Origin of the sequence: Plantibacter sp. Leaf1 (genome assembly GCF_001421315.1) — a bacterium.
Taxonomy (GTDB): domain Bacteria; phylum Actinomycetota; class Actinomycetes; order Actinomycetales; family Microbacteriaceae; genus Plantibacter.
In genome coordinates this window covers 506,816-518,501 of the sequence record NZ_LMJX01000002.1, presented here as the reverse complement: position 1 = coordinate 518,501, position 11,686 = coordinate 506,816, and the positions used below count along the sequence as shown (strand labels likewise).

Genomic DNA, 11,686 nt, shown 5'->3' with positions numbered 1-11,686 from the left:
CCCCCCCCCTTGATGCAGCTGGCCGGTTAAGCGCACAACGCCTCAATCCGGCGGCTGCTTTCGCCGAGGAATCCTCACAACGCAGCGGACTTCGCGAGCACCGTCACCCGCACCGCCATCGACGGCAGACGAGACGCTCGCTGCAATAAGGTGTAGCTCAGTCAGCCGATCAGGGTGCGGTCAGTCCCGGCTGCTCGTGCACACATACAGCCTCGAAGTTCGGGTTGCCCGTGGTCGCAGGGGTGCGTTCGTCACACCCCCGGCAAACGGGCTACCCCGCGATCGGTGTACAGTCGTCAAGGTCCGCAGGCGGGCATGAGGCCGTGGCCGCACTCGGATGCGAGGCCAGGAGAAGCTCAAAGGGTGTGATGCCTGGCTTGCATTAGCTCGTCGTCTGTCAAGACCGTTCAGTCAGGCGGCACCAGTCCGAGGCGTGTGCCGTCGGATCGGGACACCATGCCACACGTCAACGACAAACACCTCCTGCAGACGGCTCGGACCGAACTCGGCATCCCGCTTCGGATCCTTCGGGAGATGGCGGGCACTGGCCGCCTCCGCATCGACGACCAACCGGCCGGTCAGCGCGAGTTCAACGGACTACTGTTCCGGTGCCTGACTACAACGCAGGCGCTGAACCCGTGGGACTGGTCGGTGGGTCGGAGTTTCCACGACCTGCAAAGTTACGCCCAGTGGGGCGCTGCCACCCGCAGCGCGTTCCTGCTCGCCACGAACGCACCCGCCCGAGTGGCGGCATATCTTTTGCCCCATGCCCACGGAGACAGAGGAAACGCGCCACACGAACGGATTGCTGGAATCCCAGGCTTGCGGTTGCTCCGCGCATCAGCCGACTCGATCGTCCTGGATCACCTTCCTACTGGCGCAACTCTCGAGCTGACCGAGCGACGGCCCGGTGGGGCCGATCAGGCCTGGATTGCCGGGCAGCTCCAACTCGAACTGGACACTGTCCGACGACGAACGAGAGTCCCGCTCTTTCAACACGCTGCACTGACCGAGCACGAGGTGACCGCCTACGGCGCCTTCCACCGACCATCGGAACTGCTGTCTTCACTTGCTGCAAGGATCGGCCTGTGGTGGGAGCTGGGAGAGTGGGCGACGCTGCACCCGAAACGTCGGAACTCGACCTTAGGGACATTGTCGTGGTCTGCTCCGCAACGTGGCGGCAGCATCGTGGATCGGCTGGCACAATACCCGGTCAGTATCCCGAGTGCGTCAATCACGGTCGGCGTCACCGGCCTGCGCGACATGAATCCGTATCTCTTCCTTGGACAGGAGTCGTTGGAGCTGGACGAGCATCCCGGAGCGCATCGTGGTCGGCTGTGACAGACTCCCGCCGGAGTACCAAGCGTGCCTCGGATATAACTCGCACCTCTGGCCGAATTATGCGGCTGAGGCGAGTGTTCCTGTCATCACCTCTTTGTGCGTCGTTGCCGTCCGAATGCCAATACTCAGGTGACCCCGCCGAGGCTGGCCAGAAGGACCGCTCTCCCGGGATCGTGCAGGGTGGATACTGCGAAGCCGCCGGCGGATTGGAGCGCGGCGATCGGCAGGTATTCGAGGAACCCGTCGAGGCTGCCGGCTGCGAGCCAGTAGGCGACGACGAAGTGCACGAGGGGCATTGCGAGCGCGAATAACTCGCGGAAACCGCAGAGCAGCACATTCGGAGGTGGTCCAAGCAGAGCGTATGGCTACCCCGTGTCGCCGCACTCCGCGCGCGCCGTGATCGAGCCGGATATGCAGACCGTATCCCTGAGGAATGACAACGGCGCCCCCGACTCCAATCCTGGTGGCTACGGTTCCGGCTGGACGCTCTGCCCATCGGCAGTGACGATGTCTTTGCCCCGCTCATGCATCGAGCGCAAGGGCGACAAACGACGACGTCGTCGGATTCCTGACAAGCGCGCGAGAAGTGTTTGATCGGAAGCCGCGTCGCCTTGGTGCGCCGCGGGAATCGCACGTAGGCCGCAGCAGGTTACCTGTCGCTGGACACGGGTCCCGACCTTGTCCTTACTCGCGCTCAACCAAATCCTGCTGATGCGAGAGCTGATACAGCAGAGCAATCGATGTGAGGCGTTGACGGACGAAGTTGGAACCCCGCGCCGAGCTTACTTGAGCGCTTCGAGATTGTGAGGGCAAGTGGTGACGCGGGTGAGGTGTGCGTCGCGGAAGTGTTTTGCGTGGAGTTCTACATGTGGGGGAGTGGTTGCGGTGATGGTGATGAACGAGGCAGCTGCGGTATAGACGACCTCCCTGCCGCGGGATCGGAGCGCGTCGATGATCTGTATTTGTAGCGCCCGAGTGGCGGCGTCGCGTTCCTGGAGCTGCCGACGGACTTCGGGACGGGTAATGATGTCGGCCGTGGCGAGTTGCAGGTAGTCGAGCTCGAACGCAGCAGGGCTAGTGAATCGTGTAGGTGGCGAGTCATGGATGATGCCGCCGAGTCGGATGCCAGCGAGGCCGTAGGTCTTGGAGCAGGAGAAGATCACGTCATAGCGGTCGACGCTGGAGTGAATGAGTCGGGCGAAGGTATCGCTAAACAGCGGCAGGTAGGTGGCGTCGAGAACCCATCGACGTCCGGGACGGAAGTCTGGTGGGACGAACGCTGCCGTGCCGGTGGGGTTGCCTGGCCAGGTCATGATGACCGTTGCGGGTTGACCGCGGGTTGCGGCGGAGAGAGCTGCCGTGGTGCTGTCTGCGTCGTAGTGGATGTGTTCGGGTTGATGTTTTTGCGCGGCGCGGTCGTAGCCGGGGTAGGCAGGGTTCGGGGTGTGGAGGATCTGGTGGGTGGCGGCTGCGTGTCGGATTACGTCGTCGATAGCAGCGTCTGCTCCGCGGGTGAAAGTGATGCGCTCGGGATCGATGCCAAAGTGGTCGGCCAGCCGTTCGCGTGCAGCAGCCGGTTGGGTTTGCGGATAGAACCGCCATTGTTGCTGTCGGACGATATCGACGACGGCAGTTTTGAAATCTTCGTCCCATTCGGCGAAGCTTTCCGTGAAGTCGACCCCTGCCGGTACGGTGCGGTGCAGCAGCGGGATCATGGGACGGGCTTCGCTTGGAGTCGGGAAGGCATGGTGGAACGGATGACGAGGGCGCAGAACAGGAGTCGGCCGATGAGTAGGATGCCCCAGATGCTGGCGGCGGTGAGTTCGGTGAATAGGTTGGCGATCAGGACTGCGGGGACAGCCCAAGCCCAGAGTGCGATGGCGAGCGGAGCGAGAAGCGCGGTGGGGGCGATGAGCACCTTGAGCATCGCGGCACCGAGACCGGTAATTGGTTCGAGGAGCAATTGGACCCCGATGAGGCGGACGGCGAGTTCGGCATCCGCCGTGTCCGGGAGATGCAGAACTGCCATCGCCACTCCTGGAGCGATGACGCAGACGAGTCCGACGGGCGTGAGGGCGATCGCACCCACGCGGACAAGCCGCCAGAACAGTCGCGCTGTGTCGGTGGGGTCGGTGGTCTGCTTACGGATGAGTCGGCCCCCGACAATCCCGAAACTCTTCAGAGGGACGACGATCGTGCGAACCACTGCGATTAGGGAGACGACGGCTGCCCCCGTCGCGGGGCTTTGGAGCAGGGCGACTTGGGAAACGACGAGGAAGGCGCCCATCAGGATGAGCCCGTCGTAACCGCCAGCGGCTGTGCGAGGTACTAGAGCGAATGCGGCTCGTGGTGCTTCCACAAACGAACGAAGGGCCAGGGTCGGGATGCCGCGGATCTCTCCGGCGAGCGAACGGTAGCGGCGCAGGGTGCTCCAGAGATCTCCTGCAACGCACGCAACACCAACGGCCGTCACGGCGACCGCCGCGTCAGTGGCCCAGTTGATCGCGGCGAGGCTCAGCCCGATGCTGATGATGAAGCCCTCGACGGTATGCAGCAGGCTCCGGTGTTCGTGTCCTCGAACTTGTTGCAGACCGCTGAGCGATTGAGCGATCGGTAAGAAAATTGCACTGGTCATGGTCGCAAGATAGGTGCCAAGAAACACTGGTAAAGCGATGGGGAGTATGAGTGCGCTGAGGGCACCGAATACGGCCGCGAGAACGATGAGCACCGCCGTTGATGCCCACGCAGTCGTCATTATTCGGAGCAGGCGCGATCTGGCCGCGCTACCAGATGAGTCTTGGCGGAGCGGTGCCAGGCTCGCCACGACCGCGATACCGTGGCCAGCGCAGAGCAACGCAGCGATGCCGTAGATGTTCTGGGCGTATCCGAAGCTGCCGATCACAGCATCGCCGAACCGGCCCAAAGCCACGAGCAGGATGAGCATCCTGCAGCTCATCAGGAAAACACCAGCGGCGACGAGCCCACCGCGGCCGATAAAACTTCGGATCACAACCTGAGCCGGCCGTTGCTACTAGGCCGCATTTTCGAACTTGAGTGCGTTGATCGCCTCGAGGCTCAGGCCCACCTCGTCACGGAGGAAGTTCACCACCGCCCAGTGCTCAGCGGCCTCGATAGTGAACGGTCCAAAACGAGAGGTGTATTCCGGTACCCATTCCAGGAACTGCGCAACCGACTCTCGATGCCCAACGCGTTCCGAGTACCCGTCCATCCCGATGGATTCGTGATGAATGAATGTTCCACCAGGCAAGGATCGACACAGCTCCGCGTACAAAACAGTTTGCACGATCATCTCGTGCCACACCTCGTCCGCATCCCGTGTGAGAGGAATGAAGCGACTGCTCTGGATGTCGGAGATGATGTAGAGGTACTTGCATACCTCATCGATCTGAGCATTAACTATGCTTGGATCCCGATCCTCGAATTTGCTGGTGACGACTGCCCGGTAGCTGTCGGAAAGCATGTTCCTCCTCCTTGAGGTGTAGGCGGCCGGGGCGTGAGCCCCGGCCGCGCTTGACTAGTTTGCGGGACCCGGATTCGAGTTCGCGCAGCAATCCTGGGCGTGGCGCTTGAGTGCCTCGAAGTGTTCTGATGCCACGCGATTGATGAGTTCAGTCATGGAACTTCCTCTCTTGTCGTGAACCACCGCCATGGTGGCCTTAAAGCAACCTAACAACTTACGGAACATAAAACCATAGGGGTAGCTCCCTTGGTCGCTATTCAGAACGGGCTAAGGATGTGAATTTTCATCGAGCAGAGCCTGGAGCTGAATTATTCGCGGCCAAGCTGTTATGCAAATCCCCGCAGGGGCTAACATGACGAATATCTTATTTGGTCAACCTGTCCTGGCTGCACGCCCACGCAACATTACTTTCGTTCGAGATCAAAGAAGGTAGTTGTCGGACAAGACGCTGGGCATAGTAAGGGCTGCGTGCGTAGCGAGTCGGATGTTTGTCTCGTGACCTCACGCATGCCACTTCCCGTAGGTCAACGAGGTTTTTGCTTGTCGCCGGCACCTGCATGCTGAAAGAGGCAGGGCGCAATCCGCCCCGCCTCTTAGTCCGTTTCGATGCCGCTCTCTTACCTCCCCTCTCCACCGCTGCGTCGGTAGTCGTAGACCGGCAAGGCGGGGCATGGCGGCACATCGAGATGCACCCGCGCAGGTCCGGCCTCAGGTTGGCCGTAGGGCCAATCTTCTCTTTGCTCATTCTGCGAGTCCTTCGCTCGAGTCGGTCAGTCAGTCAGGCCGGTTCGGCGTCACGCGACCCCACGAACGGTGAATCGCGAAGCACCAAGCGGCGAGCTGGGTCGAGACGTTGACGCGATCTGGAGAAGGATCGTCCCGGTCGAGACGCGTGAGCGCGAAGCATTCGACCACGACGACCCGGAAACGCTGCTCCACCGCCAACTCATCGAAATCAAGGACGTGCTGCTCACCAAGGACACTCACGCAGCCCTCACGCCAGACGAGCAAACGACGGTCGAGACCGCACAATCGCGGATGGCGGCCCTCGCCGAGCTCGAGGACGGACGATGAACCTCGCGGTCGTCGGAGGGATCGCAGGTGGCGTGGCGATATGCGCTCTCGCGGCCCTGAGTGCCGTCGGTATCAAGACCGCAAGGCGACTGGTTCTCGGCGGTCCCGTCCGGTATGTCAGCGTTCTCAACGCCGCAGAAGTGATCGCGCCGGGCGGCGCCGTCCGCTTGGGCATCGATGCAGTGACAACCTTCCCCGGTCACTATGCCCTGGAGTTCGACACCGGAGAACGTGTCCTCATCGAAGACGTCCTCTCGGTCGACCATGCCGCGGGCACGGTCGACCGGCTCGTGGCGAAAGGCGAGATCCCCGCGGGAGCGACGCGCGCCCGCTTCACGGGAACCACGCTCACGATGGATGATTTCCCGGAAGCGAGCCTGGACGAGCGGACGCCGTCAGGAGCGTGGCGCTTCGACGCCGGCGCCACGTCCGACACGTGGGTCATCCATGTGCACGGGCTCGGCGCATCCCCGCAATCGACGTTGCGCTCAGTGCGGACTGTCGAAAAGCTCGGCATGCCGTCTCTCGTCGTCTCGTTCGGCCAGCCGTTCGAGGCCCGTCGAGTTGGCTTGGCGTCCGATGACATCGATCAAGTCGTCGCGGCCATCGACAACGCTGTAGCTCTCGGTGCCACGCGAGTCATTCTCTGCGGCTGGTCTTTCGGTGCCGCGATCTGCCTCGCTGCAGCTCGTTCGCGACCGGAATCAGCCGTCGGAGCCATCCTCGTGTCCCCGATGATTAGCCTCGCTGGAGCGGCCTTTGACGGTGCTCGTCGGACGGGACGATCGCGGGTACCCGTCGTGGCCGCGTTCGCTGTGTTGAGCTTCCCGCTAGCTGCTCGGCGGGTGGGAGTACGAGGAGCCCTCAGCATTCGAGCGCTCTCGCGTGGGGTCCCGAACGGTCTCCCGGTACTCGCTCTGCATTCGGTGGGAGACGGGCTCCTACCAATCGAGTCAACCCAATGGGCTGCAGACGCTGCAGACCAGATGACGCTGATCAGTCTGCCCGATGCACCGCACGGCCTCGAATGGAACCGCGACGCCCGACAGTTCGAGAGCGCGATTCGGCGGTGGATGGAAAGCATCAATATCGACACCTGGCCGGGTGAGGTGCCCCCTCGCGCCTCCGTGCATTGAAGTAGCGCCCAGTCCTTGGACGGATGCGGTCACAACCGTTGCGTATTGCGGACGCGTCCAGGCTTCTGCGGCGGTCGCCGAGCTTTGACCATTCCCTGGCGGAGAGGAGGGGCTACTCCGCGATCTCGACTTCGTCATCGGCGACTACCGCCACCTTGGATGGTGATCCACGGAAGAGTTCGCCCGCGAGTTATAATCCGTCGCTATCAGGGTTTCCCAGTTTGGCACTTCGCTAGATGCCGTGGAGGTCGTTGGTCGGGAAGGGACGCTGGTGATGGTTGAAACCGAGTCCGAGTTCTGGGGCAGTCAGGGTCGGCTAGGGCAAATCAGGAAAGGGGAATTACTCAACCGCCATGTGTTTGTATATCCCGACACGGCCGAGCCTTGGTGGACGGTGGTTGTCGAAACTACCCCCGACGCGACAGTGCCGGACGATCGATACATCCCAGATACTGACCTCTTCATGAGCCTCATGCATGACTGGGAAGTTGCGTGGCTCCCACGCGGACAAGAGGAGCAGGACCTCGAAGCGGAACTCTTCGGGTGGAGGCCGCTCAACGACATGCCGAGCTGGACGAGCACGAGCATCCAACCGGCTCGGTTCCGAACCAGCTGACGAGTTGCGCCAGGAGAGCACCAGGAGCATCCGACACCGGCACACCAGGCCGATCCACAGACTGAAATAAGAGCTGCATACCAGTGAATGAGCAACAGGCTCGGCGCGTCGGCGCCGGGCCTGTTGCGATTCGAACTATGGCCGTTCGCAGTGAGCTTGCAGGACGCGCCAGCCGCTAGTTTGGAGTCGACAGATCGATAGGGCTCACGCCGAGCGGTGTGCGGATCTCGAACCGTGTCGGCGTCGTCTGCAGTGACCACTTCCATACCGATCGCCATTCCGTTCCGTCGCCACCTAAGTACATGATGCCTGGGTCCGCGCCATCGGCGGGCAGTTCGGGGAGGGCGATTCGGATCTCAGCAAGATAACTCTCGGCGCCGGTCAACGGAGGGTCCCCGGCTCGGCTTGGGCCGTGGGTTGCTGCGGCCGCGAGGTAGTCCTGCATTGCTCGGCTGTAGATCTCGTCGTACTGCCGGGTGAGGGGCGATGGGATCGCGTCGGCGTATGCGGTCACTGCGCCGTCCTCGCGCGCAATGGTGACGACGACCTCGATTCCTGAGGTCGTCGTCACCGTTCGTGAGAAGGTCATGCAGCTCCCCTGGAGTTGTAGATCTGTTCGATCACTTTGCCGTTTCGTGGCTGTCGGCGGTGGGGATTTCGACGCGTTCGAGGAGGGCGGCTTTGTTCATGCGGGAGTAGCCGGCGATGCGCTGCTGCTTCGCGAGCTGGCGCAGCACGATCATCGTGGGAACGCCTCCAGTGGGCGCCGGCAGCGGAGGCGTCAGCAGAGATCTCCGCTGCGTGCTCAGACGGGACGAGGTTTCGGCGGCTCGCGTTTGCTGTTCGGTCAGTGCGGCGACGGCTTTCTCGTGCTTGGCCGTGAGCTTTTCCGTCCGTTTCGCGAGTGCTGCCGCCTGTTTTCGGAGTTCCTTGCTCGAGGAGCGAACCGCGTCGAGGGCGACGTTCACGGCCTGTTCGGCACGGGCGAGGGCTTTCTCGGCAGCTCGCCGTTGCTGCTTCTCGGCCAGTTTCGCCGCGGCCTTCGCGTCCTGCTTCTTGTCGGTCTTCTTCTTGGACATCGCACGTACCTCCACTGGCTGAACCCGCTCGGTTGTGGCCAACGGTACCCACGATTGGCAGCGCATTCCAGGCGTGCGAACTTCATACTGTGGGAATGCAGAACCAGGACGAAGCACAACAGATCGTGAACGTGGTCGATCGTCTCACGCAGAAGTTCCCAGACACTCCGCGAGACGACGTCGCACGGGTCGTCACCGAAGTGCATCGGGAGCTCGAGGGAAATCCGATCCGCGACTACGTGCCGGTGCTCGTCGAGCACGACGCCCGGCAACGTCTGCGACGCCGCTCGCAGTAGGGGCCGTGGGAGGGTGGGCAGCATGAAAGCCCTCCGCGCCACCGTCCGACCGCGATCCGGCCCGTACGCGCTGCGAAAGCTTCGGCATCACTTCCTCGCGCTGGATCACGTTGTGACCGCACCGGGCGAGTACCTCGTGCAGCTGCCCGGCGCCGGCGCCGTGGCCGTCACCGAGGACGGCGCAACGATCGCGATTGACATCGCCGTTCCAAGCGAGGCTGCCAAACTCACCACCATTGGCGCGATCGAGCAGTTCATCGCGGATCACGACTCGAGCCTCAGCGTGACGTGGACGACGCTGGACGTTGTGCCTGGGTCGCTTCGCTAACCCGCCGGCGCAGGCCCTATCGGACTGACACGGTGACGTCGACGTCGCCGGTGATCGTGACGAGGCCAGAGACGCCCTGCCGGGCGATTTCTCCCGACGCCGTTCGACATTCCACCGTGACGGTGTAGATCCCGGGTGGGACCGAGGGCCAGGTGAACCGGCCGTCGGGTCCGGACCTGACGCCCATCTCGGGGTTGTTGAAGGACAGCGACGACGGCAGGATGTTGCAGCCGCTGACCGGTGCCCCGTCGACGTCGACCACCGCTCCCGAGAGTGTGATGGGTTCATCCGCCACGCACGCGCTGGTGGCGACCAGGACAATCCCGGCCACCGCCAACGCTTTCACGGCCCGACGCATTTAGAAGATGATGCCGTTAATGGTGCTCTTCAGCCCAGCGGTGATGCGGACACCGAGGTTCTCGCCGGGATACACCGCTTGGAGACCCTGCGTATGTATGCCGACAACCGCAGTCGAGGTGATCAGCATTGGTGACCCGCTTTGGCCAGTGGCGGTGTCCACGATGTGTCCGAGGAGGCCGGGCTTGACCGTTGAGATGATCTGCGAGCCCTGCCAGACCGTGCCGTGCGGTTTGTCTGTCGGGTAACCGAAGATGGTCACCGTCGACCCAGGAGACGCTGAGGTGGTGTTGAGGCCGAAGTAACCGTAAGTGCTACCAGCCGAACAGCTGAGCTTGATGATGCCCCAGTCGCCTTCCCAGAGGCTCGAGTTGATCCAGCCAGAGGACGTGTAGGACGCCACGTTGTAGCAGCGCAACCCAGAACCACCGCCATAGGCCGGGAACACGTCGATGTACGGGTAGAAGGACGCGGTCGAGCCGGTTCCCCCCGGATGAACGCAATGTCCTGCGGTCAGCAAGTAGTTCGATGCCACCAAGAAGCCGGTGCAGACGCTAACGATCGCGCTGTTCGCGTTCATGACCTCCAAGTACGTGCCCTTGGCGTTCATGCCCGTCGGAGCGACCTGGACGCGGCCATCTGGCCCGATGACCGATCGCGATGCCGACGGGTCAACGTAGTCCGGGTCCAGGGTCGGATCGGCGACGGTCTGGGGCACGGCGAAGTCGAGTTCAGTGCCGGCATCGGCAAGGTCGCCGGTGCCCTCGAACCCGTCCGGCGAGCCTTCTGCGCTTCTCGAGAAGTCGGGCAGCGTCTCCTCCCCAGTGGACGAGACGGCCGTGATCGACGCGAGCTCATCGGGCAAAGCTCCCCCGGAGTCAGCGACTGCCGGCGCTCCCGCGCCCAGCATCCCGAATGCAACCACCAACACACCGATACCGACCGTACGTAACTTCGTCATTGATGACATATCGCGCCCCCCGAGCTTGTGATTCGCAATCTATGAGCGCGGGAGCCGGGGCACCAGATTCCGGGCATGGAGTTCATCCACCGTTCACGATTGGGAGTCAACCGCGGCTTATGCGGCTCCGTCTCTTGTAGGAATGCGCGACGTGCCGAACTGACCACCGACCGTTTTCGGCTGCCGCGTGCACCCTGCCCCCGGGCTGTCAGGGTGTTCGTGTCGTGGTACCCGTCTGGTGCCGGTAGAGCGTCGCGCGGCTCCAGCCAACGAGCGCGGCGGCTTCTAAGGCGGTGCGGCCGCGATCGCGGGCTTCAGCAGCGATAGCGAGCTTCTCCGCGATGACGTCGGGGTTCACGGGTGGGCGCCCGAAGCGGGTGCCGGATTCGCGTGCTGCGGCAATGCCGGCGTTGACGCGTTCGACGATGAGCTCGCGCTCGTACTCGGCCAAGGTGGCGAGCATATGGAGCATGAGGCGGCCCGTCGACGTCGCGGGGTCGATCCCATCGGAAAGAGACCGCACCTGGATTCCGCGGCTGCGCATGAGGTCGACGGTGTTCCGCGCGTTTCCAGTTGGGGCCGTTCAAGCGGCCGCCGGCCGGTGAGGTGAATAGGAGCTCATTTGGATTGCGTCCACTGGTAAGCGGTACGACTAGCGCGGCGAGTTCACCGGGAAGTGGAACGGTTCGGGCTGCGCCCCCTTTTGTCGAGGTCCGGATTGGCTGGCCGTCTGGTGCGGAACGAGACACGCGGAATGCCGGATACGGCAGCGACTGCACATCCCGAACGCGGAGCGCGACAAGCTCACCCCAACGTAGGCCTGTCAATCCGAGGACGAGGGTGAGGTTGCCTTGGGTCGCTGAGGCGGCCGCGGTCGCTTGGTGCACCCTGCGGAGCCCTGCGAGGTCGAAAGGGAATACCTCGAGATGTTGGTCCTGTCCTCGCCCGCGCGGGACGCGGGACTCGAGGACGATGTTCTTCTGAATGAGTGGGTTTCGTTCGGCCCATCCGAAGAAG

General features: G+C 63.0%; 13 protein-coding genes and 1 pseudogene. 5 read left to right on the top strand and 9 right to left on the bottom strand.

Going from position 1 to position 11,686, the window contains the following annotated elements:
• Positions 1–456 precede the first annotated feature (456 nt).
• Entirely contained in the window at positions 457–1,341 is an 885-nt protein-coding gene (locus ASE44_RS18425) for a hypothetical protein (protein ID WP_157579797.1), read from the top strand.
• A gap of 125 nt (positions 1,342–1,466) precedes the next feature.
• On the opposite strand, the gene ASE44_RS04675 is transcribed toward ASE44_RS18425, so the two are convergent.
• The 4 genes from ASE44_RS04675 to ASE44_RS04660 all read right to left on the bottom strand — a co-directional run bounded on the left by ASE44_RS04675 (position 1,467) and on the right by ASE44_RS04660 (position 4,822).
• Entirely contained in the window at positions 1,467–1,637 is a 171-nt protein-coding gene (locus ASE44_RS04675) for a hypothetical protein (RefSeq protein ID WP_157579796.1), read from the bottom strand.
• A 486-nt stretch (positions 1,638–2,123) separates the two neighbouring features.
• On the bottom strand, positions 2,124–3,056 hold the full coding sequence (locus ASE44_RS04670) for an aminotransferase class I/II-fold pyridoxal phosphate-dependent enzyme (RefSeq protein ID WP_056777853.1): 933 nt from the start codon (positions 3,054–3,056) through the stop codon (positions 2,124–2,126).
• Entirely contained in the window at positions 3,053–4,285 is a 1,233-nt protein-coding gene (locus ASE44_RS04665; RefSeq protein ID WP_157579795.1) for a hypothetical protein, read from the bottom strand. Before ASE44_RS04665 ends, ASE44_RS04670 begins: the two co-directional genes overlap by 4 nt.
• 87 nt (positions 4,286–4,372) lie before the next feature.
• Positions 4,373–4,822, bottom strand: a complete 450-nt coding sequence (locus ASE44_RS04660) for a hypothetical protein (protein WP_056777847.1) — start codon at positions 4,820–4,822, stop codon at positions 4,373–4,375.
• An 813-nt stretch (positions 4,823–5,635) separates the two neighbouring features.
• On the opposite strand from ASE44_RS04660, the gene ASE44_RS04655 reads away from it, so the two are divergent.
• Complete coding sequence (locus ASE44_RS04655; protein ID WP_056777845.1) at positions 5,636–5,896, top strand: hypothetical protein; 261 nt, start codon at positions 5,636–5,638, stop codon at positions 5,894–5,896.
• On the top strand, positions 5,893–7,032 hold the full coding sequence (locus ASE44_RS04650; RefSeq protein ID WP_056777843.1) for an alpha/beta hydrolase: 1,140 nt from the start codon (positions 5,893–5,895) through the stop codon (positions 7,030–7,032). The genes ASE44_RS04655 and ASE44_RS04650 overlap by 4 nt, the downstream gene beginning before the upstream one ends.
• A gap of 791 nt (positions 7,033–7,823) precedes the next feature.
• Here the strand turns inward: ASE44_RS04650 and ASE44_RS04640 are convergent.
• Positions 7,824–8,237, bottom strand: a complete 414-nt coding sequence (locus ASE44_RS04640; protein ID WP_056777837.1) for a hypothetical protein — start codon at positions 8,235–8,237, stop codon at positions 7,824–7,826.
• Positions 8,238–8,268: 31 nt separating this feature from the next.
• Positions 8,269–8,727, bottom strand: a complete 459-nt coding sequence (locus ASE44_RS04635) for a hypothetical protein (RefSeq protein WP_056777835.1) — start codon at positions 8,725–8,727, stop codon at positions 8,269–8,271.
• Between the two features lie 95 nt (positions 8,728–8,822).
• Between ASE44_RS04635 and ASE44_RS04630 the strand changes: the two genes are divergently transcribed.
• Entirely contained in the window at positions 8,823–9,023 is a 201-nt protein-coding gene (locus ASE44_RS04630; protein ID WP_056777833.1) for a three-helix bundle dimerization domain-containing protein, read from the top strand.
• Between the two features lie 22 nt (positions 9,024–9,045).
• A complete protein-coding gene (locus ASE44_RS04625; RefSeq protein ID WP_157579794.1) occupies positions 9,046–9,351 on the top strand; it encodes a hypothetical protein in 306 nt (101 codons plus the stop codon).
• A 16-nt stretch (positions 9,352–9,367) separates the two neighbouring features.
• Here ASE44_RS04625 and ASE44_RS04620 read toward each other — a convergent pair whose 3' ends face one another.
• The 3 genes and pseudogenes from ASE44_RS04620 to ASE44_RS04610 all read right to left on the bottom strand — a co-directional run.
• Entirely contained in the window at positions 9,368–9,709 is a 342-nt protein-coding gene (locus tag ASE44_RS04620; RefSeq protein ID WP_082455796.1) for a carboxypeptidase-like regulatory domain-containing protein, read from the bottom strand.
• Positions 9,710–10,669: a serine protease gene (locus ASE44_RS04615; protein WP_162235734.1), complete on the bottom strand. Its 960-nt coding sequence runs from the start codon at positions 10,667–10,669 to the stop codon at positions 9,710–9,712.
• A 208-nt stretch (positions 10,670–10,877) separates the two neighbouring features.
• Positions 10,878–11,228, bottom strand: a pseudogene (locus ASE44_RS04610) (recombinase family protein); the annotation flags it as partial.
• Positions 11,229–11,686 lie beyond the last annotated feature (458 nt).